This is a genomic window from Caballeronia sp. A2-2 (assembly GCF_057612605.2).
Genome location: NZ_CM173618.1, coordinates 136,784 through 160,934 on the forward strand (window position 1 = coordinate 136,784; position 24,151 = coordinate 160,934).

A 24,151-nucleotide genomic window follows, 5' to 3' on the forward strand; every position below is an offset into this window, starting at 1 on the left:
ACACAAATTTGCGCGACCCTCACGGCAAGCCTGACCGCGCAAGCAAACGGCCTTCTTCCCGACAGCGCCGATGCCATCAACACCGCGCCCGACACATCACGCATTCAGGCACAACTCGATGCCTGCAAGAACGCATCGAGCACGAGCCTCGCGACCAACAAAGCGGTACGGCTTGTCCCCGGCCCCAACGGCGAAAACGCATTCCTCGCCGGCGCGCTGACGATGCAAAGCGGCGTCACGTTATGGATCGATCAGGGCGTGACGCTTTTCGCCTCGCGCGATCCGCGTCAGTTCGACAAGACGAAGGGCACGCCGACTTGCGGCACGATCACCGCGAGCGACAACGGCTGTCTCGCGCTCATCAACGCGAGCAAGATCAGCTACGGTGCGGTGATGGGCGATGGCGTCATCGACGGGCGCGGCGGCAGTCCGCTCAAGAGCAGCGTCGCCAACGATCCGAACCTGCTGATGCGCCCCGACGGCACCGCCATGAGCTGGTGGGATATCGGCTGGATGGCGAACAAGGTGCTCAACAAAGCGCAGAACAATCCGCGCCTCGTTCAGATCAGCAACGGGCGCAACTTCACGCTGTACCGCGTGACCTTGCAGAACGCGCCGAAGTTTCATGTGGTGCCGAGCGGCATCGATGGCTTCACGGCGTGGAGCGTGAAAATCTACACGCCGACTGCCGCCTATGAAGCCATGACCAACTACCTCGGCATGCCCTACAGCCCGGCGACGGCGAAGAACACGGACGGCATCGATCCCGGCAGTTCCGGCGTCATCACGAGCAATCCCGGCAACCCCGGCCGCCTCGCGGGCGATGCCAGCAACATGCTGATCGCGTACACGTCCATCCGCACCGGCGACGACAACATGGCGATCAAGGGCGGCACCGGCACCGTGAACGGGCGCACGTACAACATCACCGTCGCGCATAGCCATTTTTATAGCGGGCACGGCATGTCGATCGGCAGCGAGACTGCGGGCACGGACAACGGTGCACCGAACCCAGATGTCGTCGCGGTCAACGGCGTGCTGCCGAGCGTGAGCAATGTGAATGTGTATGACCTCGTCATCGATGGAGCGGACAACGGGCTGCGCATCAAGTCGGACTGGAGCCGCAGCGGGCTGATTTCGAACATTCGCTATTCGAACGTGTGCATTCGCACGCCGGATGCCTCGCCGGATGGCGCGCCGCAAGCGCTGATCTTCTCGCCGTATTACAGCCCGACGGCGAACGGCGGCCTTTATCCGAACTTTCAGGGTATTGCGTTGAGTGGCGTGCGGATCGTGAATGCGTCGAGCTATACGTTTCAGGGGTTCAATTCGTCGAGTTCGGTTCTGAGCGGCAGCGGATGGTCAGCGGGCACGGTTGGCTTTCCGAGTCCGCCTGTCATCAATCCGTTGGGCATCACGCTCGATAACGTGATCGCGGATGTTGCGCCGCTGGCGTTCACGGTCGCGGATGCGAATGTCGCTATCGGCGCGGGTGGAACGTCGCTGCCGTTTGCATCGAGTAATGGCGTGACGGTGACGCGTGCAACTCAATCGCAAGATATCGGACCGGTGGATTGCAGCATGGCGTTCACGCCGTTTCCGGGACGTTGACCCCGAAAAAAGGGGCGGCTGGCGCCGCCAGCCGCCCTTCCATCGCTGCAACGTTTTTTTGTTCGGCGTCGAGCGCTTCTAAATCGGTGTGAGTAACAACTAGTAACGAGTATGTAGCAACCGCAACATTCATCCGAAGCAACACGAAATAATCGAAACGCGCCGGAAAGTGCATGACAGCCATATGAAAAAATAGCCTAAAGAAACGACACATCGCGCCGTAATCCGATGCAAGAAGCTCGCCAAACGCTTATCTGGCGTGCCTTCCAGCCCCAAGAACAACAGCGGCGGGATGACCGTCGCGAGCATCGGCAGGAGTAAGAACGCGATGGTTTTCAGCTACAGGGACATGATGGTCACGCCCGCCGCCGTTTCGCACGGAGAAATGTTTGCCGCGTTGGCGCACATTCAGGATGTAGATGGCCGACAACGCTCGGTAAGATTGCCCGGCGAGTTTTCGTGCGTCGAAGAGGCGATTCGCTATTCGATTTCGGCAGCGTTCGAGTTCATCGACCGGGTTACGGGTTGCTGAGAAACGCTTCGAAGGCGGCAAGCCTTCGCGACGGCGTGCGATCATTCGGACTCCCGTGATCCGCGTCGTCTCTTTCATGCCCTCCTCCGCCACCGCGCGTCCCACTCCGCTCACGCTCGAAAGCGTCGGCATCATGCTCATGGCGATGTTCTGCTTCGCCGTCGTCGATACGCTCGCGAAAGCCGTCTCGCTGCACTATCCGCCCAACGAAGTCACCTTCTTCCGCATGCTGTTCGGCCTGATTCCCGCCATCGCGATGTGCGTCGGCGGCGGGCGTTCGTTCGTCGATCGCGTGCGCACGCTCGATCTCAAGGGACAGACATTGCGCGCGGTGACGCTGGTCGGCGCATCGTCGTTCTTCTTCGCGGGGCTGCCGTATATTCCGCTCGGCGAGGCGGTGGCGATTGCTTATTCGGAGACCTTGATTGTCGTCGTGCTCGCGCCGCTCGTGTTGAAGGAGCGGCTTTCGCGGCGTGGCGCGTGGGCGGCGGTGGTGGGCTTCATCGGCGTGTTGCTGGTCGTGCGGCCGGGCGGCGGCGAATCCGCGTGGTTCGGGCCGCTGCTGCTGCTCGCCTGCGCGATGTGCGGCGCGTTGTCCATCCTGCAGATCAAGCGCATTCGCGAGAGCGACGATTCGCGCACCACGGTGCTGTTCTTCACCACGGTCGGCACGCTGCTGACCGCCTGCACGCTGCCATTCAGTTGGAAAACGCCGACGCTCGAGGCACTCGGCATCATGGCGGCCATGGGCTGCATGGCGACCGCCGCGCAACTGCTCATGACGATCGCATTCCGCCGTGGCGAAGCGGGCGCGCTCGCACCGTTCAATTACACGAGCATTGCGTGGGCGGCGCTGTTTGCGTATGTGCTGTGGGGCGAGACCATCGCCGCGCTGTCGATGGCGGGCATCGCGCTGATCGTGGGAAGCGCGGTTGCGGTCGCGTGGCAACGAAAGCTCGAAGATGGTCCGATGGCGTGAACCTTAGCGTTTCTCCATCTCCACGTTGTTCGAATAGCCCGTGAGTTCGAGATACGCGCGGCCGTTGCTGCTGCCGCTCATGCGCTCCGCGCCTTCCCAATACAACGCGCCGGTCGAATCGCGCGAATCGAGTTCCTGATCGTCGATGAGCGGTGCAAGCGACCAATGCATCGTGCCGACGCGCACGGTCATGGCGACGGGATAGCGTGTGCCCGTTCGCGGCGAACGCCATTGCCGCGTCGGCGTGAAATCGACATCGGCGGGGCCGTATTGCGTGGTGTGGCCTTGAGCATCGCGCAGGGCGGCGTGGGCCCAGACGGCGTGGCCATCGCGTGCGCGGACCTTGAAGGCCATCAGCGCGGAGCCATCGTCGAGATTCGCGCCGAGCCAGTCCCAACCGACGGCATCGGGAGACAACAGCGTGCTCGACCATTCGTGATCGAGCCATGCCGTGCCCTTCACTTCGACACGCGCCGCCTTCGCGCCCGGACGCGTCACACGGCCGCTCACGCTCAGTTGAGGCTCGCTGTAGTAGTAGCTCGCTTGCTGCGGCAGCGGACCCTTGCGCGAATAGCCTGCATCGCCCTGAATCATCGGCGGTTGAGTCGGCTTGAAGACGAGATGCAGCGCGAAGCCAGATGCATCAGCATCGATGGAATAGCGGCCGTCTTGCAGACGCGTCATGCGCCATGTGTCGAGCTTGACATCGGTATTGCCGGTCTTTGCATACGCGAGGCCGAAACCTTGCCGCGCGATGTTCTGATCGTGCACGAGCCGGCCATACGCGGGATCGCTCAACGCCGCATGCGCGATGACCAGTTGCGATGGATCGAACGCGCTTGCATGGGTACCGTCCTTGCCCGTGTTCGAACGAAAGAACGTGATCTGAAACCCGAGCGGTTGATGTTCCGGCGTTTCGAGCCAACCCGTGGCGTACCACCATTCCGTGCGATACGCCGGATGCGCGCCGCTATCCTGCGGCCATGCGATTGCGTGGCCAGGCACGACGGGCGCGAACGTCGCGTTTTCATCGGCGAATGCTGTCGAAGCGATCAGCGCAAAAATACAGGCGAGTACACGCATCACCAATCCTCCTTCACTGCGCGCACTGCATCAATGGACACCGCGCGACGTCCCGCCAGCACTGCCGTCGCGCAAGACGAAAGCAGCATCACGCAGCCGATGATGCCGATCATCGTCCACGGAATATGCAGCGACATGGTCCAGTGAAACGACTGCGGATTGACGACGAACACGAGGATCAGACTGATCGCGAAGCCGAGCACGCAACCCATCGCGATGCCGACGAGCGTGAGCAAGCCGCCCTCGCATGCGAGCAAGGTGAGAATCTGCCCGCGCGTCACGCCGACGTGCCGCAGCATGCCGAATTCACGCGAGCGCGCGAGTGTTTGCGTCGAGAACGTCGCGGCCACGCCGAACAGACCGATGACGATCGCCACCGCTTCCAGAAGATACGTCACGGCGAAACTGCGATCGAAGATGGTCAGCGTGCGCGCGCGGATATCGCCCGGCTGCGAGAATTCGAGCGCCTGGCCGAAAGGAAGCGCCTTGAGTGCGTCGATGACTTGCGCCGGAGATGCGCCCGCGCGCAGCGTGATGGCGGCATCGGTCGCGCTCGTGTCGCCGGTCAGACGACGATAATCCGATGCGCGTATCTGCAACGCGCCGGTCTGCCGCACATAGTCACGCCAGATGCCCGCGACGACGAAGCGTTCTCCCGCGCCGCCCACCGGCAAACTCACGCGCTGTCCTAAGCGATAGCCATAGAGATCCACCATCGCTTCCGATGCCCACACGGGCGTTTCGTTCGCATTCCACGATGACGGCGGCAACGCCGCGCCTGTCATTTGCAGGGTCGCGCCGGGATCGTTCGCATCGAGTTCGCGCGCGATGAGCGTGATGGCTGGCTTCGCGGCATCGAGCGATAACGGCGATGCGCGCAGAAACGCCGCATGCGCCACGCCCGGCGCGTTCGACATTTGCGCCTGTTGTGGCAACGACAGCCCGCCCGTGTCGCCGCTCGAAGCCATGCGCACGTATAAATCGGCGGATAGCAGATGTTCGAGCCAGTCCACGACAGACACGCGAAAGCTCGCGACCATGATCGCCATCGCGACGATCAGCGTGAAGCTCGACAGCACGCCGCCCATCGCGATGGATGCCTGTCCCGGTGCGTTGGCCAGACGCGCGAGCGCGAGCGTGGTCATCGCGTGACGCGGACGTGTGGTGCGCGCCGGACGCCGTGCGCTGGCCGCGCGGAACACGAGCGCCGTCATGCGCGGCATCAGCGCGATGCCGCCGATCAACAGCAACGCGACGGCCACATATCCGGCGATGGGGGCATCGAAAACAGGTGGTGCTTGCGTGAGCAACGCGCCCAATGCGAGGCACGCGAGCGCGGGCCACGGTGTAGATAACGGCGTGAGCGCGGCTTCCTCGCTACCGGCTTTAAGCGCAGGCGCGGGCCGCGTGCGGGCCGCTTCGAGCGCGGGCGCAAGCGTGCCAGCCAGCGCCACGCTGATTCCGAGCGTGAGGAAAATCGCGCTTGCCCAAGGCTCGAAACCCACATGCGGACGCACGCCGGGAAAATATCCGCCACCGAGATCGCTGCCGAAGAATCGCAACGCGAGCGCCGCCACACCGAACCCGAGCGCGATGCCGAGCACGCCGCCCGTCACGCCGAGCAACGCGCCTTCGAGCATGATCTGCCGCACGAGCGATGCGCGCGTCATGCCGAGCACGCGCAGCATGGCGAACTGCGCGCGGCGTCGCACGACGGCAGCGGCTTGCGTCGAGAACACGAGAAACGCACCGGTAAACAACGCGACCAGCGCCAGCACGTTCATGTTGATGCGATACGCGCGCGAGAGACGGTCCGTGCGGCTTTCGACATCGCGCGTCTCGGTGACGACGAAGCGCGCGCCGAGCGCATCCTGCAACGTGCGCCGGAACGCTTCGCGATCGACGCCGCGCGCCAGTTGCAGATCGACGCGCGACAGCTTGCCGGTCATGCCGAAGTGCGTCTGCGCGGCAGCGATGTCCATCACCGCGATGCGCTGTCCCGGCAACGCCCGCGCGATGCCGCCCGCGACTCGCAGCCGTACCGGCGACGTGCCGCTTTGCAGCGTGACGGATGCGCCGTTGCGCGCGCCGAGCCATTGCATAGCGGCAGTCGAAAGGAAGATGGCGTCGGTATCGAGCACATCGAGCGGCGCGTCTGACGAGGGCACACCGGTCAGATCCGGCGCGATACGTTTCGCGCGGAATACGTCGATGCCGAGCACCTTGAGCGCGGCGGTGCGGTTCGGCACGGCGGCATCGAATTCGAGCACCGGACTTGCCGATGCAACTTCCGGGCGCGATGCGAGTTGCGGGTAGAGGGATTCATCGATGAAGGGTTGCGCGCCGCGTACTTGCAGATCGGCCTGGCCGGAGAGACTGCGTGCGGCTGCGGAGAATTCGCCGAATGCCGCGCCGTTGATGAGCTGCACGGCATAGCCGAGTCCGACGCCAAGCGCGATGGTCAGCATGGCGACGAGCGCGCGGCCGCGTTGGCTGCGCCATTGGGCGCTCAGGAGCCAGCGGGTGAGCGTGGTTGTGGGACGGGTCATCGTGCGGGGTGCAGTGTGCCGTCGGCGAGGATCAACACGCGGTCCGCGAAGGCAGCGGCGGCTTCCGAGTGCGTGACCATCACGGCGGCGGCACCGCTCGATTTCATTTCGGCCCGCAGCAGTTCGAGCACTTCGTGGGCGGTTTGCGGGTCGAGGTTGCCGGTGGGTTCGTCGGCGAGAATCAGGCGCGGGCGATGGACCAATGCGCGTGCAATAGCGACGCGTTGTAGTTCGCCGCCGGAGAGTTGGCGCGGGAGATCGTTGCCGCGTCCTCTTAGTCCTACTGCGGTTAGCATGGCTTCGGCTGGTTTTGGGTCGAGGCCGTTCAGGAGCAGTGGGACGGCTACGTTCTGCGCGAGCGTCAGGTGCGGGAGGACGTGGAACGCTTGGAAGACGAAGCCGAGCTTTTGTCGACGCAGGCGGGTGGCGGCATCGTCGGAAAGTGTGCTGATGGAGATGCCGTCGATTTGGACGTCGCCGCTGTCGGGTGTGTCTAGACCGGCAATCAGGTTGAGGAGCGTGGATTTGCCGACGCCGGAGTCGCCCATTATGGCGATGAATTCTGAGGAGCTCAGGGTTAGGTCGAGGCTTGAGAGGATGGTGCGGTGAGGGCCGTAGGTTTTGTGGAGGTGGTGGGTTTGGAGGGCGGGGGGCATGGCGGACGGGCGGGATGGAGGCTTGCGTATTTTCGCTCAAGAGTGGGGATGGTGGGGGAATGAGGGTGGGGAGGTTGTGGGAGAGGCAAGGAGGAGAAAATGTCGGGCAGGCAAAGACGGCTTTTAACGATGCCTTGTTCGAAGATTACATATGTTTTTCCTAGCTAGAAGGCTTGGATCTTCTTTCGCTTTGCTTGATTGCCTACAGACATTTCATAGGGTTTCGCTGTATCAGCTTTACGACGCGTTGAGTAATACGCGAATGGCATGGACCGATAGGTTATCGGCCATCGGACAAAGATCGAAATTCAATTCCTTTGTCTATGGAAATAGTAATATGATATCCAGTTACTCTAGCGCTCATCGTTGATGACGCAAAGTGTTGGTTGATCGAGATTGACGCGGATCGTTTCAAGACTCGGATCTCGGGAATGAAGGCCGTTATGAACGTCCTCATCGCAGGTAAAAATCAAGTCGTGCATCGAAGCGAAAGGGCGCACAAGTCAATGAATGACGCTCTGATCGCAGGCGGTCTTTATGCAACGGAAATTAATATAGCTTGGCATTGCTTATGAAAATGAAAGAATGGACCGTAAACAGTCTTGGGGAATATGTGGACTATATTCAGTCCAACTTTCGTTACGGTTACATGTATAGAGGTATGTCGAATGTCGTTGACTATAAGCTCACACCAACGGTTGGAAGATATCTATCTGACTTTCAGAACCATGGCAAAACAAAAAACGAGTTAATCGAGGGAGAAACGAACGCATTTCGCATATTCTATAGAGAAGCTAAAGAAGGCCTTGGCTATGAACCGGATAATTACTGGGAATGGCTTGCAATCGCACAACATCATGGATTGCCGACACGGCTTCTTGATTGGAGCTACAGTGCAGCCGTTGCGCTTTTCTTCGCGGTAGAGGCTCATGGATCAAATGATGCGGTTGTCTATGTGCTGGATGCCGACGTGAGATTTCTGACCACTTTAGAAGAACAGAATAGCGATCCCTTGAGTTGGCAAACAATTGTTGCCTATTTGCCGCGTCACGTGACGCCTAGGATACGGGCTCAGAGCGGTTTATTCACTATTCATCCTGATCCTACCGAACCGATGAACGACAATATCGTGGCGAGGGTGATAATCCCGCGGAAATATTGCTCCATGATTCAGCACGGACTAAATCTTATCGGAATCAATAGAAAGTCACTGTTCCCGGATTTCGATGGCCTGGCGGCATGGCTACGATGGATTAAGTACGATTTAAGAAGGTAGGAACCGGCATCCGTTCCTGACCATGTCGGTGAGCGTCGACGCTGAACTTAAGAGCCACATTGGGAAACTGGCAAGGACCGCTTCGGGTCGAAACTTTATGGTGACACATGCCCGAACGGTCATCCCGCCGCTCGGCGCGCGACTGTAAGCAAACTGCCATGTTGCATGCGTTCGAAGCGGCCCAGTCGAACGTCGGCTCGGCCCAATCGGCCGCCGCAGCGAAGCCACACACACCCGCCTCACCCCACCTTCAAAACCCTCAACTTCCCCTCCCCACCACCCCCAGCCTCAACCAAACTCCCCTTCCCCTCCCCCACCGCCAAATACCTCAAACAACACACCCTCAAAAACGAAGCAAAATTAGTAGGCATCTCCCCCCTCAACGCAATCAATTCATCATAAAGCTTCACCGCAAACTGACTCGTCGTGAGACTCTCCCGTTCCGCAATTTCCTGCAGCACATCCCAGAACAAATTTTCCAGCCTGACCGTGGTAATCACCCCATGAATACGCAGCGAGCGCGTGCGCGATTCATAAAGGATCGGGTCCGCATTGATATAAACACCGCACATACGAAACCTCCCGATTCAAGGAACCGCGCCGCCCGGCCAACCCAAGCCCGGGCATCGCGCTAAACACAAAAACCTACTCCCGCAAGCCACATTACACAATCCATTCAAACCCTTCGCGCATTCATTTGCTGAGCAATGAAATCCGCCTGCCGAATCGCCAGCGTGACGATAGTCAACGTCGGATTCTCCGCCGCGCCCGTAGTGAACTGACTCCCATCCGAAACAAACAAGTTCGACACCTCATGCGTTTGTCCATGCGCATTGACCACGCCATCATCCGCTTTGGCGCTCATGCGCGCCGTGCCCAAGTTATGCGTCGACGGATACGGCGGCACGATATACGTCCCCTTCGCGCCCGCCGCTTCGTACACCGCGCTACCTTGTTTGAAGGCATGCGAGCGCATGGCTTCATCGTTCGGATGATCGTCGAAATGAACGTTCGCAACCGGTATGCCGTACTGATCCTTCACGTCGTTATTCAACGTGATGCGGTTGCTCTCGCGCGGCATGTCCTCACCGACGATCCACATCCCCGCCGTGTACGGATACTGATCCAGCGCCGCCGTGAAGCTCGGCCCCCATGCGCCCGGATCGAGGAACGCGGCATAGAACGGCAGACCGAGCGAGATCGTCTCCATGTGATAGCCGCCCGCGAAACCGCGCTTGGGATCGAACACCGCCTCGTCTTCGATGATGCCCGCCATCGTCGTGCCCTTGAACATCTCCACCTTGTCGTTGAACACGCCATAGACCGAACCCGTGGTATGCCTCATATAATTGCGGCCCACTTGCCCCGACCCATTGGCAAGCCCATCCGGGAACTTGCTCGACTGCGAATTGAGCAGCAAACGCGGCGTTTCGATCGAATTGCCCGCCACCGCGACCACGCGCGCTTTCTGGCGCTGAATGACGCCCTTCGCATCGTAATAAACCACGCCGGTGACCTTGCCGCGCGCATCGTGTTCGATCTTCACGACATGCGATTGCGGACGCAATTCCATATGCCCGGTCATCTGCGCATGCGGAATCTCGGTGTAGAGCGTGGACCACTTCGCGCCCATGCGGCAGCCCTGAAAACAGAAGCCGCGCTGGAAGCAATGCGTGCGGTCATCGCGCACGGTGCTGTTGATCGCCATGTGGCCGGTGTTGCATTCCTTATAGCCGACCTTTGTCGCACCCGCCGACATGACCTTGAAGTTGTTGTTGCCCGGCAGCCCCGGCAAGCCGTTGGTGCGCGTCACGCCCATCTTCTTTTCTGCGCGGCCGTAGTACGGGTCGAGGTCCGCGCGCGTGATCGGCCAGTCGAGCAGGTTGGCATCCGCGATCTCGCCGTACGTCGTTTTCGCCTTGAATTCGTAGGGCCGAATGCGCAGGCTCGCGCCCGCCCAGTGAACCGTCGTGCCGCCCACTGTCTTGCAGATCCACGCAGGCAGATTGGGGAAGTCCTTCGCCACGCGCCATGAACCCGAAGTCGTGCGCTTGTCGAGCCACGAAAGCTGCTGGAACGCGTTCCACTCTTCCGTCGAAAAATCGCCTTGCGTGTGCATGGCGCCCGCTTCGAGCACCACCACGTCGATGCCCTTCTGCGCCAGTTCGTTCGCCAGCGTCCCGCCGCCCGCGCCCGACCCGATGACGACGACCACATGATCGTCGCCATGCTTGAACTGCACCTTGTTCTCTGTGTACATGTCCTGTCTCCGATATCCGAGGGTGTCTGGTTTTAGCTGTCTTTCGGAATCGGGCCACTGTCGATGGCGGGCGGATCGGGCAACCACGAGAGATTGTTGAAGCCCTGATAGAGATAACCGCCGTCACCTTGCCCCGCGCCATAACCGAAGTGCGTGTAGGCCATCGCATTGCTGTAGAGCGACACCACGGCGGTGCTGCGCACGGTCTCGAAGAACGGCGTGCCGGCGAGCGCGGCGACGTCTGCCGCTTGCGCATCGGGCGCGCGTTTGCTCCAGTCGGAGCCCGCGGTTGCATCGAGCTTGCTCACGCCATCGGCGAGTTGTTGATGCACCGCGGGATTGGCCTTGGCCTTCGCATCGAGATCCTTGACGGCGAGTGCGTAGACGGCGTTATCGAGCGTCGCATGCGGAAAGACCTGACGCGTGAACGCCAGCAGCACTTCGCCCTGATGCGTGTCCAACCCCTGCATTTCCAGCGCCCACGTGCGGCTGGGCGCGAGCGTCGCGAAAACGGAGCCGAAGGCCAGCGTGCCGAACAACACGCCGGAGCCGCGCAGAAACTCGCGCCGCGTGAGCGCGATGCGCGGCGGCGCTTCATCGGCATGATGGTGCTCTGGATCGTGCGCGTGCTTCGACGCGACGATCGGAATGATCGTGTCTCGCATGTCTCTCTCCTTGTGGGGTGCCGCAACTTCTTATTTATGTACGTTTCGATGCTTCAGTTTTACTCGTAATGTCCGTGACGTTCGAGCACTTCGATCTTGTATCCGTCGGGGTCCAGAATGAAGAAGAAACGCGCGATTAACTGGCCGTCGTCGCCCTTGAATTCCTTCAGGTCGAGCGGCTTCAGACCCAGTTCGATCAAACGCTCGCGCTCGGCCTTCGCATCCGGCACGCTCACCGCGATATGCCCGTAACCGTCGCCATGCGTGTAGGGCTCGGCGCGGCCCTTGTTCCAGGTCAGTTCGAGTTCCGCGTGGGTTTCGTCATTGCGCAGATAAGCGAGCGTGAAGTCCGGAAAATCCAGCCGATGCGCCACGCCCAGTTGCAACGCGTCCTGATAGAAACGCAGCGAGCTGTCCAGATCCTTGACGCGGATCATCGTGTGAATCAGTTTCGACATGGGGGCGTCCCTCCTTTCGAAACCGAGTTTAGGGAGGCGCGTTGCGGCCGGGTAATGGCCGGTTAAATGCGGATCGGGACTTGCCCTAGAGATGGTGAAATCCCCTACCCGTTCTCGCTCGTGCAGCCGCCTCAAGAAAATTCACGCGTGGGGTTGTGCTTTGCGGAACCGCTCTCTATAATTCGCGCCTCTTAGGCTCGTAGCTCAGTTGGTTAGAGCACCACCTTGACATGGTGGGGGTCGTTGGTTCGAATCCAATCGAGCCTACCAACGCATTCGAAGTCGTCGTTCAGCCGCATCAAAGCAAAGCGCCGCGTGTTTCGCAACACGCGGCGCTTTTGTTTTTGCATCGAGGAAAACGTTCAGTCGAAGCAGTTCCGAAACGCCACCGCGACGATCACCGGCACGGTCATCACGAGCGGAATGGCGAAGTACGGCACTTCGAGATCCACAAACCAGCTATACACCAGCCAGCCAATGCCCGCCGCCAGCGTCGCAATGCCGATCAACGCGGTGAGGGTATTGAGCATCGCCGGTGACATGCGCTTTTTCGGCGGCTCCTTGCTCGATGGTGTTTCCATGATGACGACAGGCTGTCCGGCAGCGCGAGAGATATAGAGCCAATTTTATACCCCCGCGCGCACGTCGTCCGTTCGTCATTCAGATATGGAAAAGCTGCGCCACGATGGCCGCGCCCAGGAACGTACCCGCGTTCGCCAAGAACGACACCAGCACGATGCGCCAGCCCAGCCGCCGAAACGCCGGAATGTCCTTGGCGATCGAAAGCCCGGCGAAAGTCAGCATCGGCGTGGTCACGCCGAGAAAGTCGTTCACCGAACTGATCTGCGCGATCTGCGCGCCCCACGGGCACCACGGCGACGTCAGGAACATCGCGACGATCGACACCCAGCACACCGCCGGAATCTTGCGTCCGGTGACCTGCGCAATGGCGTCGCCCACGATGGTCGCCAGCACCATCACGAGCATGCCGGGCAAGCCCTGCATGGGCGTGGTGCCGTGCGTGATCCAGTCGCACACGAGCGCCAGAATGGCGGTCACGGCCCACGCGAGCAGCTTGCCGGAATAGCCGAGTTCGGGCGCTTCGGTCTTGACATCGCCGAGGGCGGGCGCGGCGGCATCACTGGCGTTCGATGCGCGCGTCTTGCGGCCGATCAGCGGCTCCAGCACGCGGTAGCCGAACAGCGCCATCGGCAGAGAAATGAACAGCGTGAAATACGTGCCGACGGTCGTGGTGATGAGATTGCTCGCCGCCGCGAAGGTCAGCACGGACTTGGCCGTTTCCGGGTCCTGCTGCGCGGCGATTGCGCCGGAAGCCGCCGCCATCATGCTGCCGGAACCGACGCCCGAACCCATCGCCAGCGCGAGCGGATGGAACACATGCAGGCTCGCCACGAACCCCGCGAAAATCGCAATGAACACCGCGCCGAACACCGTGCCCGTCAGATATTCGGCCAGCACGCCGCGCCCTTCGGCGGAATCCATGCCGTATTTCTCGCCGATGATCGCAAGACTCGGCTCGCGTCCCACTGAAAACGTCGCGCCGATGGCCTCACGCTTGATGCCGAGTATCAGCGCCAGCGGCAAGCCGAGCAGAATCGTCCCGACGAAATGCCCGAGTTCCTGAAACGCCAGCGCCCAGCCCGCCGCCGCGAGTTTCGGCAACGCGCTGCCGACCATCAGCCCGAGCTTGGCGACGAACAGCAACAACGCCGGTTGCAGGATGGCGGCGGCCTGGAACTGGCTGCGCACATCGAGCCGCGCGCTGCTTTTCCAGCGCTCGCTTGCGAGACCCAGCGCCGCGCCGAGCAGCAGCGCCCAGATCATCGGCAGGAGAATGACCTTGCCCGGCCCGATCTTGAACGTGAACGAGCCGATGAATTCCGCGATCACCAGAATGACCGCCGCATAGAAAAAGAGTTTGGCGGTTCTGAGGCCGCCGCTTTCCCGGTGTCCCGCGCTCAGCGTGTTTTCCATTTTCTCTCCCCTTGTTGCCCGCGCTTCTCGTTCGAAGGATCGGCGCGGGCGCTTCGATCATAGATAGCCGAACGTCGTGGCCGGGTCTTTCGCCGTTTCGACCCACACGCTTTTGGTCTGCGTGTATTCGTAGAGCGCCTCGACGCCGCTTGAACGCCCGTAGCCGCTCAAGCCATAGCCGCCGAACGGCGACGCCACGTTGATCGTCTTGTAGCCGTTGACCCAGAACGTGCCGGCATCGACCTGAGCCGCGACGCGATGCGAACGCGCGACATCGTTCGTCCACACTGCACCGGCGAGACCGAACTCCGTGTCGTTCGCAATCGCGATGGCTTCTTCCTCCGTATCGAACGGAATGGCCGCGACCACCGGCCCGAAGATTTCCTCGCGCGCCACAGCCATCTCGTTGCTGACGTTGGCAAGCACCGTCGGCGGTACGAAATAACCGGCTTCCGTTCTTATCGATGTACCCGCCGCCAAAGTCGCGCCCGCCGCGATGCCCTTGTCGATCATCGACATGACGTGATCGTATTGCTTGCGATTGTTGATCGGGCCGACTTCGGTGGCGTCGTCGAGCGGCGCGCCGACCTTGATCTGCCGCGCGCCCGCCGCGACCATCGCGACGAATTCATCGTACACGGCGCGCTGCACCAGCAGCCGGGAACCCGCCACGCAGCTTTGCCCCGCGCCCGCGAAAATCGCGGCTTGCGCGGTGAGCGCGGCGCGTTTGAGATCCGCATCGGCGAAGATGATGTTGGCCGACTTGCCGCCGAGTTCCAGCACGCACGGCAGCACGCGTTTGGCCGCGCTTTCCGCGATGCGCGCGCCCGTCGCGGGCGAGCCGACGAACACGACCTTCTTGACCGCCTTGTTCGCGATGGCCGACTGCGCGACCGTGTACCCCAGTCCCGCGAGCACGTTGATGAGCCCCTTCGGCGCGCCGCCGCGCTCCGCGAGCAAGCCAACCACGAGCGACGTGAACGGCGTGAGTTCGGAGGGCTTCAGCAGCACCGCGTTGCCCATGCAAATGGCGGGCGCGACCTGCCAGCCGCAGGTGAACACCGGCGCGTTCCACGGCGTGATCTGCAACACCACGCCCGCCGGTTCGCGGCGCGTGTAGTTCAGATGCGAACTTGGCACGGGAATGACATCGCCGTAAAACTTGTCCGCCCAGCCGCCGTAGTATTCGAACATTTCCGCGACCTTCGCCACTTCGCCGCGGCAATCGCGAATGGGCTTGCCCGAACCGAGCGATTCCAGCCGCGCGATGGCTTCCGCTTCCTTGCGAATCTCGCGGGCGATCTCGAACATCACGCGACCGCGTGCGGCGTGCGTGAGCGCCCACCATTGCTTCTGCGCGCGCAGGGCCGCTGCCGCCGCCTGTTCGACGACCGCCGCGCCGCCGTCCTTGTAGGCGAGGCTTGGCTTGCCGGTGGCGGCATCGTAGAGCTGGATGGTTTCGCCCGCGCCTTCGATCAATTCCCCGCCGACATACGAGCCGATGGTCTTCGCGTTCGGGAAGAAATGCGCGAAGGCCGCGAGAAGGTGTTCCGCTGCGTTGTGTTCCATGTCCGCTTATTCCTTACCTGGGTTCCTGAAATTGCACGATGCGGTTGAAGTCCTCCGCATCGGCGATGCTTGTCTCGCTCGCCGCCCACAGCCGCCCCGATTCCGTCGCGATCGGCGCGTTCACGTTCGCGCTGTCGAGCAGCGCCAGCGCCAGCCGCACGTCCTTGCGCATGAGCTTCATGGTGAAGCCGGAGTCGAACGTGTCGTTGAAGATCCACGTGGGATAGTTGACGAGCGTCGCGCTGTTGCGGCCCGAGCCGCCGTTCAATGCCTCGACGAGCTTTTCCGGATCGACGCCGTTCGCTTCGGCCGCGCGCACCGCTTCGCTCGCCGCAAGCAAATGCACGCCCGTGAGCATGTTGTTGATGATCTTCGTGACGTGCCCCGCGCCCACCGGCCCGACATGCACGCGCTTCGCGCTGATGACCGCGAGCACCGGTTCCACGGTCGCGACATCCTGTTCCGAGCCGCCGAGCACCATCGTCATGGTGGCCGTGGCCGCGCCTTTCGGGCCGCCGCTCACCGGGCCATCGACGAAACCGACCTTGCATTCCGCCAGCGCGGCGGCGACGCGCCGCGTGCTGTTCGGATCGGCCGTGGTCGTATCGACGACGATCAGCCCCGGCTTCGCGCTCTGCGCCACGCCGCCAGTTCCCAGCACCACGTCTTCCACGATGGCCGATGTCGGCAGCGAAAGAATCAGCACATCGACCTCGCGCGCGATCTCCGCGATGGATGCACGCGGCTCGATGCCTTCCGCCGCGAGCGTGTCCGCCACGCCCGGCGCGGCATCGAAGCCGAGCACGCGAAAGCCGCCGCGTTTCGCGCACATCGCCATGCCGCGTCCCATGTTGCCCAAACCGATCACGCCTACCGTCGTCATTCCCTGGCTCCTTTCGTTCATCTCGACGTCATATTCACGCGAGGGAGCCGTGCAATCAATCAACGCCAATATTGAATGTGTTCTAATAATTCGAACACTCGCGGGACACCGAAATGAGCGACAACCTGACTGACAGCCGCATCGTTTATTTCTTCGAGGCCGTGCGCTGCGGCACCATTCGCGCGGCCGCGGATTACCTCAACGTCGCGCCATCGGCGGTAAGTCGGCAGATCGGATTGCTGGAGAAGGAACTGGATGCGACGCTCGTCGAACGGCACGCGCGCGGCGTCAAGACCACGGAAGCCGGGCAATGCGTCATCGAATATTTTCGGGAACAACTGGCGCATCGCGACGATCTGCTGTCGCGGCTTCAGGAATTGCGCGGGCTGCGCACGGGGCAAGTGAATATCGTGCTCGGCGAAGGTTTCGTGTCCGATTTGCTGTCCGGGCCGATGCAGACGTTCTGCAAGCTGTATTTGGGCATCAAGGTGAATCTGGACCTCGGCGGCACCAATGACGTGATCCGCAAGATCAGCGAGGACGAAGGCGAGATCGGCCTCGTCTATAACCCGCCGCAGGAGCCGAAGCTCGTGTCGCGCGCGATCAAACGTCAGCCGATGATGGCGATTGTCGGCCCGGATTTTCCGCGCAAGGAACGCCGCGCGATGACGGCGCAGGAACTCGCGCATCATCCGCTCGCGGTGACGCACGCTTCGTATGGCACGCGTCAGATGCTTCAGGCCGTGGAGTATGCGGAGAAGCTCAGGCTCGATCCGGTGGTGACGACGAATTCGATTGCCATCGTCAAGCAGTTCGTGAAGTCGGGGCTGGGGATCACGGTGCTGCCCGCGTTCGCGGTTTCAACGGAAATGGAAGCGGGCGAGTTATTCGCCATCGATATCAATCACCCCATTCTCGCGGATGCCGAAGCGCATCTCGTCACGCGCGCGGGACGCAGGCTGTCGGTGGCATCGAACAAGATGCTGCAGTTGATGACGGCGCAGATGCGGGCGTTTCGATGAAGCGCGATGATCTGCGCCTCACCGTTTGCCAACGTCAGGCGAGCTTTACCGCCGTCGGGTCCGCCGTCAGATAACCCACCGATGCGCCGTATCGGTCCTTGAAGTTCGCGCGGATGAGCGGGTCGAGCGTCGTCTGAACCTTCGCATGCACGCTGCCCCAGTCGCCCGCATGCTGGAAATTGCTCATGATGTAGGTCCAGCCGTTGATCTCGTCGACCGCGTGAAGGCCGGTCGATTCAGCGCCCGCAGGCGTCGAGAGAATGCGCGAGAGCGTCTTCGTATCGACGTTGTACGCCCACAGGAAGTTGTTGACGTGCATGCTGCTGTCCTCGCCGATAAAGAGCGTGCGCAGCTTCTCGGAGAACTTGAGATTGTCGGGGTTCGCCACCTTCTCCGGGTTCGCGGTGTTGCCGAGCGCATCCGCCGAGGCGAGGTCTTCGCCGACGAGCGCGGCGGGCGCGCTCATGTCGACCGGCACCCATTCGCTGTCGATGGCCGCACCCGCGAGATCGCGCTGGCCGCTTTTCATGTTGAGCGCGTACACGGCGCCGGACGAAATCTGCTTGTCCAATGCGATATCCATCGTGTACTTGCTGGTTTTTATCATCGATGCGGTGATCTGCGACATCGCCGTGTAAAGCACTTTGTCCTTCGCGTTGACGGTCGTGCCTTCGAGCTTGGTGAAGCCCAGACTCGCGCCACGCAGCGCCGCATAACGATGCGTCTCCAGAAACGCAGCCGCTTTCTCCATGCCCGGCTTGATGCGAATCCAGTTGTACTTGCCGCTGTAGTTAATGCGCGTGAAGCTCGCATCCGTCGGCGGATTCTTTTCGTCGGTGACGATATCCATGATGTCGGCAATCGTCAGCGTGTTCGCCAGATTTTCGATTTCATCGCTCGTCGCGTGGCCGAGATTGAGCCATGTGAGCGTGGCCGAGCCCGCGCCAGAAGACGAGGTCTGCGCCCACTTCGCCACGTACAGCGTGCCCGCCGACAAGTCCGCCGCCTTGTCCGCGATGAACATGAACAGGCCGCCGTTGGTGGCGTCATCGCCCATCAAAACGGTGCGGCGGTCGGGCATAACCTGAATGAGTTCGTGGGAGATGCGGCCGAGGCAGTAGTGCTTCTTGACCGTGCCGGTGCCGTCCGGATTCACCGTCACTTCGGGAAGATGGCCGTAGTGATACGCGCGTGCCTTGGCGGGATCGCCGTAAAGGTTCTGGCTATAGGCCTTGAATTGCGAGTTCGTGGAAAGCGTGGCCGCGTCCGGCTCGTATTCTTCGCTCGACAGATGCGTGTTCCATGGCGACAGACTCGCGCCGCAGGTGATCCACAACCCATTGGCCTTCGATGTATCGACGTTCGCGTAACTCACGAGCGCGAGCTTGCCGGTGGCCGGGTCCTGATCGAGCGTCAGCACCGCGATGGGCGACGGCAAACGGCCGTACATGTCCTCGCTCGATGCATCGCGCGTGGTGTATTCGAACTGCACGACGGCGAACACCGCGTTGCCCTTGATGCCCTTCACAGTTGGGTTATCGAGGCGGATGAGCGAAGTACCGTCCGGGCAATCGGAGAAGAACTGACGCTCCTGCCCCGTCATCGAACGATCGATGATCGGCTTGTTCGCGATGTCGAAATACCCGCCCGCGAGGATCGTGCCGCCCGCGGTGTTCGGCACGGTATCGCCCGTCATGAAGAACGGCTGATAGGCGAGCTTGTAGGTGCGCGCGCTGCCGTCGCTGAAGTTGGCCGTCATCGACGAGGCGACCGTGGTTTTCGACATGGCGGCGGCGTCGGTCAGCGTGGGCGCGGCCATGCTGGTGAAGGCGGCGGTCGTGAAGGCTGCCGTCGATGCGGGCGCGTTGTCGTCGTGTCCGCCGCACGCCGCCAGCAGCGGCGACGCCGAAGCGGCGGCGCCGAGCGGGAGCATCGGCGCGCTGGCGAGAATTTTCAAAGCCCGGCGACGGGAAAGGTCGAGTAACTGCGCCATGTGGGGTTTCGCGTCCTGTGTTTTATGGGTTTGAACCGGATTGCAGTTCCGGTTGACGCGTTACTCTATTGAATATTTGTGAAATGTATTTGACAGGCTTTAGTAATATTAAGATTAGCCGGCCATCCGATCACTTTCGATCACCGCATCCGCGAATGCCTTCGGCGCTTCTTGCGGCAAGTTATGGCCAATGCCGCCGCCCACATCGACATGCCGGTATTTCCCCGTGAACTTCTTTGCGTACGACGCCGGTTGCGGATGCGGCGCGCCGTTGGCATCGCCTTCCATGGTGATGGACGGAACGGTGATCGGCGGGAACGCGGCGAGGCGCTTTTCCAGCGCATCGTATTGCGGCTCGCCTTCTGCAAGACCGAGCCGCCAGCGATAGTTGTGGATCACCACCGCCACATGATCCGGATTCCCGAATGATTGCGCGGTGAGCTCGAAGGTAGCATCGTCGAAACTCCATTTGGGCGAGGCCAGTTGCCAGATGAGCTTGTTGAAGTCGTGACGATTGGCTTCGTAACCGGCACGTCCGCGCTCCGTTGAGAAGTAGAACTGATACCACCACGCGAGTTCGGCCTTCGGCGGCAACGGCGCGCGATTCGCTTCCTGACTGCCGATCAGATAGCCGCTCACCGACACCAGCGCACGGCAACGCTCCGGCCACAGCGCTGCGAGAATGTCGGCGGTGCGGCCGCCCCAGTCGAAACCGGCGATGAGCGCTTTCTGTATCTTCAGCGCATCCATGAGCGCGATGATGTCCACCGCCACCACCGCTTGCTGCCCGTTGCGCGGTGTGTCGGCAGAGAGGAAACGCGTGCTGCCGTAACCGCGCAGATACGGCACGATCACGCGATAACCGGCTGAGGCGAGGATCGGCGCGACATCGATGAAACTGTGGATGTCATACGGCCAGCCGTGCAGAAGGATCACGGGCGGTCCGTTCTCCGGCCCGACCTGCGCGTAGCCGATGTTGAGCACGCCTGCATCGATCTGACGGATATCGTCGAAAGATGCCGTTTGTGCGCGTGCGATACCGCTCAAACCCAGTTGCATCGCCCCGATGCCCGCTATCGCCGCGCCGACGAAGCGCCGCCGCTTCGCGTTGATCGATTCCGTCATGATGTCGCTCCTTGTTCGTCGATGAAGCGCATTCTCGTCTTATCAGCGCGTGCTGGAAAGAGCAACAAAGTTCACGTATCGTTGCTTACGGAGCAACACCATTTCGAACGTTCAAAATATGCGCGAACTCAATCATCAACGGCTTCGGTACTTCAACGAAGTGCTTGCACACGGCACCATTCGCGGCGCGGCGGATCATCTGAATACATCGCCATCGGTGATCGCGCGGCAAATCAAATTGCTGGAGAACGAACTCGACACCACGTTGTTCGAACGCGAAGCGCGCGGCGTGCGTCCGACCGAGGCGGCGTTTCATCTGCTCGAATTCTGGCGAACTTATCGTGCGCATCAGGAGACGCTCGAAGATCAGCTTCATGCGTTGAACGGGCTACAGCAGGGAAGCATTCGTATCGCGGTGAGCGAAGGTTATGTCGATACGCTCGTGGACGATGTGCTCGCGCCGTTCTGCGCGCGTTATCCCGACCTCGATATCGCCGTGGACATGCTCGCGGTGGATGCGGTGCTCGAAGAAGTCGCGCAGAGCCGCGCGCATATCGGGTTGGCGTACAACCCGCCGCCGCATCCGCGCATCGAGGTGCGGGCGAGTTCCGCGCAGCCGGTGATGCTGCTTGCGCGCCGCGATCATCCGCTCGTTCGACGCAGGCGTGCGGTGACGGTCCACGATCTCGCCAACTATCCGCTCGCGCTCATGCCGCCGGATTTCGGCATCGGTCATGTCGTGAAGATGCTGGAAACGACCGACCATGTGAGCATTCGCGCGAGTCTGACGACGAATTCGCTGAGCGCGCTCAAACGCATGGTGAGCGCGGGGAATTTTGTCACGCTGATTGGTGAGTTTGCGGCTTATCGTGAGTTAGAGAGCGGGGAGCTGGCGACGGTTCGCATCGCGCATCCGCTTTTTGAAGGGGCGCAGGCGCGGGTGTTGGTGAAGTTGGGGAGACCGCTTGCGATGGGGCCGCGGGTGTTGCTGGAGTGGGTGGTGCGGGATATGGTGATGTTTGGGAAACGTGAAGTGAGGAGGCGCTGACTTGTGGACAGCAGCACTGGAACTTTGGTTTGTTTGTTCCTTCGTGCATATAACCACCACCCCTCGCCCCGAAAGACAAAAACGACGACTTGCTCACTGCACAAACCCCTCCTCCAACACCACCAACCTCTCCATCGGCACCGGCCGACTCAACAAATACCCCTGCACCTTATCGCACCGCGCCGCGCGCAGTTTCTCCAGTTGCTCACGCGTCTCCACCCCTTCCGCGACAACCGTCACCCCCAGCTTGTGCGCCAGATCGATCACCCCTTCCACCACGGTATAAGCCGTCGCATCAGTCGCGATATTATCGACAAAACTCTTGTCCAGCTTAAGCAAATCAGGCCGGAAGCGCGCGAGATAGCTCAAACTCGAATACCCCGTCCCAAAGTCGTCGATGGCGATCCGCACACCCATCTCACGCACTTGCGACAGCACCGACTGCGCATCGTCCACATTCTCGATAAGCGCCGACTCCGTGATCTCCAACGTAATGCGCTCCGAAGGAATCCCACTGCGCCGAATCGCATGCTTGATAACCGACACCAACCGCGGATCGCGAAACTGTTTCGGCGATACATTCACCGCCATCGACCGCACCGCCGGCATGCTTTCGGCCAACCGTCCCGCCGCCTGCACCGCCTCGCGAATGATCCAGTGTCCCGCCTCGATAATCAAAGCGCTCTCCTCCAGCACCGGCACGAACGCGCCCGGCGGAATCAAGCCCAGCTTCGGATGGTTCCATCGCACGAGCGCCTCGACGCCCGCGAGTTCGCCCGTTTCCACCACATATTGCGGCTGATAATGCAGCACGAACTGATCGTCGCGAATGGCATCGTGCAATTCGGATTCGAGATGTGCGCGCGCCAGATCGTTCTTCTCGCGCTCGCCGAACACGCGGAACGTATTGCGTCCCGCACGCTTGGCGGCATACATGGCCATGTCCGCGCTGATGAACAATTCCTCCGGCGTGCGTCCATGCTCCGGAAAAAGCGCCACGCCGATGGAGCACGTCATCGACACGCTCTTGCAACCGATTTTGATCGGCCGATGGCACGCGAGCGACAGCCTGCGGCACGCCCGCTCGATACGCTCCTGATCGAACACGCCCGGCAGCACGACGGTGAACTCATCGCCACCGGGGCGCGCGACGATCGCATCCTCGGGCAAGGCCGCGCGAATGCGTTCGGCAATCGCGGTCAGCACGGTATCGCCCGCCGTGTGGCCGGCGGTATCGTTGATCGACTTGAAGCGATCGATATCGATGAACAGATACGCCAGCGCCTCGCCCGACGCGCATCGCTGATTCAGCGCTTCGGTCATCGAATTGCGGTTGTGCAGGCCGGTGAGACTGTCGATGTTCGCCAGCCGATGCAATTCCTGCAGCCGCTCGCGTTCCTCGGTGGCATCCACGCACACGCTCACCACGCGCGACACCGCGCCGTTCTCGCTCACCGGATAAATGTCCGCGCGCACCCAGCGCGTGCGCTCGTCGGCCAATGCCAGACGGAAATAACTCTGGCTCGGCGCGCCGGTATTCACGGCGCTGCGCATCTTGATTCGCAAGTCCGGCAGATCGTCGCGATGCACGCGCTCGATCCACGAAGTCTGATCTTCATCGAGCGCGGACATCGGCATTTCCCACATGCGCTCGAACGCGGAACTCACATGCAGCAGTTCGCGGAAGTCGGCGCTCGCAGTCCAGAACACGGCATCGACGTGATCTTCCATGTCTTTCTGCACGCGCGCATTGCCGCGCAGTTCGTCGATCAGCGAGACTTCCGCCGTGATATCGCGCGACTTGCACAACACGCCCGTGACGAGACCATGCTCGCCATACACGGGCGCAAAACTGGAAGTCCACCACTTGAGCGCGCCGCCGAAGGTGCGGCATGGTCCGGAGAACGAAGTGGATTCGCCGGACTTGGCGCGTTCGAATGCGTCGCGCGCGTCCGGTCCTTCCCACAGCGAGAGCCAGTCGAGACCGACGAGATCGTCGGCGCATTTCGCCTCGATCAGCCGTCGTCCGGTTTCGGAGATACAGACAATGTGCCCGTCGAGATTGATGAGCTTGATGCAGTCCTCGGCAATCGACAGCAGTCCGTGCGAAAGCTGGCTGGCCGCGAAAATCTTGCGGCGCGCGCGCTGGCCCTGAAGCACGAGCAGCATCACGCAAGCCGCGCCCGTGGCGAGCATGTCGCTATAGGGATGATGCACGGAGAGCGAGACGCCCGCCATGCCCACCGCACCGACGAACGCCAGCCCGAGCCGGTCCAGACGCAACGCCCATTCGAGGTACGGCAGCTTTCTGGCGACGGTGTCGCTCATGTGTCCGAGAAAATCGGTTGCTCTTCCCTGCACCGCACAAACCCCTGTGATCGCTCAGTTTCGCCCGTTCTTCAAAGATTGGACGCTCAGGATGTTTTTCGGCGGCAAAGGCGTTTTCT

General features: G+C 61.5%; 21 protein-coding genes and 1 tRNA gene. 6 read left to right on the plus strand and 16 right to left on the minus strand.

Going from position 1 to position 24,151, the window contains the following annotated elements; translation table 11 throughout:
- Nucleotides 1-222: 222 nt before the first annotated feature.
- Nucleotides 223-1,611 carry a glycoside hydrolase family 28 protein gene (locus tag ACZCWR_RS24245; protein WP_487305589.1) on the plus strand — a complete coding sequence of 463 codons (1,389 nt, stop codon included), beginning with the start codon at nt 223-225 and terminating at the stop codon, nt 1,609-1,611.
- On the opposite strand, the gene ACZCWR_RS24250 is transcribed toward ACZCWR_RS24245, so the two are convergent.
- Together ACZCWR_RS24250 and ACZCWR_RS24255 are read right to left on the minus strand one after the other, a co-directional pair.
- Nucleotides 1,589-1,795: a hypothetical protein gene (locus ACZCWR_RS24250; RefSeq protein WP_487305590.1), complete on the minus strand. Its 207-nt coding sequence runs from the start codon at nt 1,793-1,795 to the stop codon at nt 1,589-1,591. The two genes, ACZCWR_RS24245 and ACZCWR_RS24250, sit on opposite strands and share 23 nt — an antisense overlap.
- A 66-nt stretch (nt 1,796-1,861) precedes the next feature.
- Nucleotides 1,862-2,221 (minus strand): hypothetical protein, encoded by a 360-nt coding sequence (locus ACZCWR_RS24255; RefSeq protein WP_487305591.1) that lies wholly within the window; start codon nt 2,219-2,221, stop codon nt 1,862-1,864.
- Between ACZCWR_RS24255 and ACZCWR_RS24260 the strand changes: the two genes are divergently transcribed.
- Nucleotides 2,220-3,122: a DMT family transporter gene (locus tag ACZCWR_RS24260; protein ID WP_487305592.1), complete on the plus strand. Its 903-nt coding sequence runs from the start codon at nt 2,220-2,222 to the stop codon at nt 3,120-3,122. The two genes, ACZCWR_RS24255 and ACZCWR_RS24260, sit on opposite strands and share 2 nt — an antisense overlap.
- A 3-nt stretch (nt 3,123-3,125) precedes the next feature.
- On the opposite strand, the gene ACZCWR_RS24265 is transcribed toward ACZCWR_RS24260, so the two are convergent.
- From ACZCWR_RS24265 to ACZCWR_RS24275, 3 genes are read right to left on the minus strand one after another with little or no spacing between them, the layout of a single operon-like run.
- The gene (locus tag ACZCWR_RS24265; protein ID WP_487305593.1) at nt 3,126-4,205 is read right to left on the minus strand and encodes a lipocalin-like domain-containing protein; all 1,080 of its coding nucleotides are present in this window, start codon (nt 4,203-4,205) and stop codon (nt 3,126-3,128) included.
- Entirely contained in the window at nt 4,205-6,754 is a 2,550-nt protein-coding gene (locus ACZCWR_RS24270; protein WP_487305594.1) for an FtsX-like permease family protein, read from the minus strand. Before ACZCWR_RS24270 ends, ACZCWR_RS24265 begins: the two co-directional genes overlap by 1 nt.
- Nucleotides 6,751-7,410 (minus strand): ABC transporter ATP-binding protein, encoded by a 660-nt coding sequence (locus ACZCWR_RS24275; protein WP_487305595.1) that lies wholly within the window; start codon nt 7,408-7,410, stop codon nt 6,751-6,753. Before ACZCWR_RS24275 ends, ACZCWR_RS24270 begins: the two co-directional genes overlap by 4 nt.
- 571 nt (nt 7,411-7,981) lie before the next feature.
- Here ACZCWR_RS24275 and ACZCWR_RS24280 point away from each other — a divergent pair.
- A complete protein-coding gene (locus tag ACZCWR_RS24280) occupies nt 7,982-8,686 on the plus strand; it encodes an FRG domain-containing protein (RefSeq protein WP_487305596.1) in 705 nt (234 codons plus the stop codon).
- Between the two features lie 239 nt (nt 8,687-8,925).
- On the opposite strand, the gene ACZCWR_RS24285 is transcribed toward ACZCWR_RS24280, so the two are convergent.
- From ACZCWR_RS24285 to ACZCWR_RS24300, 4 genes are all read right to left on the minus strand, one after another.
- Nucleotides 8,926-9,258 carry a ribbon-helix-helix domain-containing protein gene (locus ACZCWR_RS24285; RefSeq protein WP_487305597.1) on the minus strand — a complete coding sequence of 111 codons (333 nt, stop codon included), beginning with the start codon at nt 9,256-9,258 and terminating at the stop codon, nt 8,926-8,928.
- 104 nt (nt 9,259-9,362) lie between these two features.
- Nucleotides 9,363-10,946, minus strand: coding sequence for a GMC family oxidoreductase (locus ACZCWR_RS24290; protein WP_487305598.1), 1,584 nt, complete (start codon nt 10,944-10,946; stop codon nt 9,363-9,365).
- A gap of 32 nt (nt 10,947-10,978) precedes the next feature.
- Nucleotides 10,979-11,611 (minus strand): tat (twin-arginine translocation) pathway signal sequence, encoded by a 633-nt coding sequence (locus ACZCWR_RS24295; RefSeq protein WP_487305599.1) that lies wholly within the window; start codon nt 11,609-11,611, stop codon nt 10,979-10,981.
- Between the two features lie 59 nt (nt 11,612-11,670).
- Nucleotides 11,671-12,069: a VOC family protein gene (locus tag ACZCWR_RS24300; RefSeq protein ID WP_487305600.1), complete on the minus strand. Its 399-nt coding sequence runs from the start codon at nt 12,067-12,069 to the stop codon at nt 11,671-11,673.
- A 193-nt stretch (nt 12,070-12,262) separates the two neighbouring features.
- Here ACZCWR_RS24300 and ACZCWR_RS24305 point away from each other — a divergent pair.
- Nucleotides 12,263-12,339 (plus strand) — tRNA-Val (locus ACZCWR_RS24305).
- Nucleotides 12,340-12,431: 92 nt separating this feature from the next.
- Here ACZCWR_RS24305 and ACZCWR_RS24310 read toward each other — a convergent pair.
- The 4 genes from ACZCWR_RS24310 to ACZCWR_RS24325 form a co-directional block, all read right to left on the minus strand.
- Complete coding sequence (locus tag ACZCWR_RS24310) at nt 12,432-12,650, minus strand: hypothetical protein (RefSeq protein ID WP_487305601.1); 219 nt, start codon at nt 12,648-12,650, stop codon at nt 12,432-12,434.
- A 79-nt stretch (nt 12,651-12,729) separates the two neighbouring features.
- Nucleotides 12,730-14,064: a DUF3100 domain-containing protein gene (locus tag ACZCWR_RS24315; RefSeq protein ID WP_487305602.1), complete on the minus strand. Its 1,335-nt coding sequence runs from the start codon at nt 14,062-14,064 to the stop codon at nt 12,730-12,732.
- Nucleotides 14,065-14,121: 57 nt separating this feature from the next.
- A complete protein-coding gene (locus ACZCWR_RS24320; protein WP_487305603.1) occupies nt 14,122-15,633 on the minus strand; it encodes an aldehyde dehydrogenase family protein in 1,512 nt (503 codons plus the stop codon).
- Between the two features lie 13 nt (nt 15,634-15,646).
- On the minus strand, nt 15,647-16,516 hold the full coding sequence (locus ACZCWR_RS24325) for an NAD(P)-dependent oxidoreductase (protein ID WP_487305604.1): 870 nt from the start codon (nt 16,514-16,516) through the stop codon (nt 15,647-15,649).
- Between the two features lie 113 nt (nt 16,517-16,629).
- On the opposite strand from ACZCWR_RS24325, the gene ACZCWR_RS24330 reads away from it, so the two are divergent.
- On the plus strand, nt 16,630-17,538 hold the full coding sequence (locus tag ACZCWR_RS24330) for a LysR family transcriptional regulator (RefSeq protein ID WP_487305605.1): 909 nt from the start codon (nt 16,630-16,632) through the stop codon (nt 17,536-17,538).
- Between the two features lie 34 nt (nt 17,539-17,572).
- Here the strand turns inward: ACZCWR_RS24330 and ACZCWR_RS24335 are convergent, their stop codons facing one another.
- Nucleotides 17,573-19,531: a PhoX family protein gene (locus ACZCWR_RS24335; RefSeq protein ID WP_487305606.1), complete on the minus strand. Its 1,959-nt coding sequence runs from the start codon at nt 19,529-19,531 to the stop codon at nt 17,573-17,575.
- Nucleotides 19,532-19,645: 114 nt separating this feature from the next.
- Nucleotides 19,646-20,656, minus strand: coding sequence for an alpha/beta fold hydrolase (locus ACZCWR_RS24340; protein WP_487305607.1), 1,011 nt, complete (start codon nt 20,654-20,656; stop codon nt 19,646-19,648).
- Nucleotides 20,657-20,774: 118 nt separating this feature from the next.
- Between ACZCWR_RS24340 and ACZCWR_RS24345 the strand changes: the two genes are divergently transcribed.
- Entirely contained in the window at nt 20,775-21,704 is a 930-nt protein-coding gene (locus ACZCWR_RS24345) for a LysR family transcriptional regulator (protein WP_487305608.1), read from the plus strand.
- Nucleotides 21,705-21,797: 93 nt separating this feature from the next.
- Here the strand turns inward: ACZCWR_RS24345 and ACZCWR_RS24350 are convergent, their stop codons facing one another.
- The gene (locus tag ACZCWR_RS24350) at nt 21,798-24,032 is read right to left on the minus strand and encodes an EAL domain-containing protein (protein WP_487305609.1); all 2,235 of its coding nucleotides are present in this window, start codon (nt 24,030-24,032) and stop codon (nt 21,798-21,800) included.
- Nucleotides 24,033-24,151: the final 119 nt, after the last annotated feature.

Excerpts from the sequence above, each read along its gene's own strand:
- ACZCWR_RS24310 (WP_487305601.1), bottom strand. The coding sequence starts at position 12,650 with ATGGAAACACCATCGAGCAAGGAGCCGCCGAAAAAGCGCATGTCACCG.
- ACZCWR_RS24265 (WP_487305593.1), bottom strand. The coding sequence starts at position 4,205 with ATGCGTGTACTCGCCTGTATTTTTGCGCTGATCGCTTCGACAGCATTC.
- ACZCWR_RS24315 (WP_487305602.1), bottom strand. The coding sequence starts at position 14,064 with ATGGAAAACACGCTGAGCGCGGGACACCGGGAAAGCGGCGGCCTCAGA.
- ACZCWR_RS24255 (WP_487305591.1), bottom strand. The coding sequence starts at position 2,221 with ATGAAAGAGACGACGCGGATCACGGGAGTCCGAATGATCGCACGCCGT.
- ACZCWR_RS24260 (WP_487305592.1), top strand. The coding sequence starts at position 2,220 with ATGCCCTCCTCCGCCACCGCGCGTCCCACTCCGCTCACGCTCGAAAGC.
- ACZCWR_RS24290 (WP_487305598.1), bottom strand. The coding sequence starts at position 10,946 with ATGTACACAGAGAACAAGGTGCAGTTCAAGCATGGCGACGATCATGTG.
- ACZCWR_RS24275 (WP_487305595.1), bottom strand. The coding sequence starts at position 7,410 with ATGCCCCCCGCCCTCCAAACCCACCACCTCCACAAAACCTACGGCCCT.
- ACZCWR_RS24295 (WP_487305599.1), bottom strand. The coding sequence starts at position 11,611 with ATGCGAGACACGATCATTCCGATCGTCGCGTCGAAGCACGCGCACGAT.
- ACZCWR_RS24335 (WP_487305606.1), bottom strand. The coding sequence starts at position 19,531 with ATGGCGCAGTTACTCGACCTTTCCCGTCGCCGGGCTTTGAAAATTCTC.
- ACZCWR_RS24270 (WP_487305594.1), bottom strand. The coding sequence starts at position 6,754 with ATGACCCGTCCCACAACCACGCTCACCCGCTGGCTCCTGAGCGCCCAA.
- ACZCWR_RS24350 (WP_487305609.1), bottom strand. The coding sequence starts at position 24,032 with ATGAGCGACACCGTCGCCAGAAAGCTGCCGTACCTCGAATGGGCGTTG.
- ACZCWR_RS24250 (WP_487305590.1), bottom strand. The coding sequence starts at position 1,795 with ATGGCTGTCATGCACTTTCCGGCGCGTTTCGATTATTTCGTGTTGCTT.
- ACZCWR_RS24320 (WP_487305603.1), bottom strand. The coding sequence starts at position 15,633 with ATGGAACACAACGCAGCGGAACACCTTCTCGCGGCCTTCGCGCATTTC.
- ACZCWR_RS24300 (WP_487305600.1), bottom strand. The coding sequence starts at position 12,069 with ATGTCGAAACTGATTCACACGATGATCCGCGTCAAGGATCTGGACAGC.
- ACZCWR_RS24345 (WP_487305608.1), top strand. The coding sequence starts at position 20,775 with ATGCGCGAACTCAATCATCAACGGCTTCGGTACTTCAACGAAGTGCTT.
- ACZCWR_RS24325 (WP_487305604.1), bottom strand. The coding sequence starts at position 16,516 with ATGACGACGGTAGGCGTGATCGGTTTGGGCAACATGGGACGCGGCATG.
- ACZCWR_RS24285 (WP_487305597.1), bottom strand. The coding sequence starts at position 9,258 with ATGTGCGGTGTTTATATCAATGCGGACCCGATCCTTTATGAATCGCGC.
- ACZCWR_RS24330 (WP_487305605.1), top strand. The coding sequence starts at position 16,630 with ATGAGCGACAACCTGACTGACAGCCGCATCGTTTATTTCTTCGAGGCC.
- ACZCWR_RS24245 (WP_487305589.1), top strand. The coding sequence starts at position 223 with ATGCAAAGCGGCGTCACGTTATGGATCGATCAGGGCGTGACGCTTTTC.
- ACZCWR_RS24280 (WP_487305596.1), top strand. The coding sequence starts at position 7,982 with ATGAAAATGAAAGAATGGACCGTAAACAGTCTTGGGGAATATGTGGAC.
- ACZCWR_RS24340 (WP_487305607.1), bottom strand. The coding sequence starts at position 20,656 with ATGACGGAATCGATCAACGCGAAGCGGCGGCGCTTCGTCGGCGCGGCG.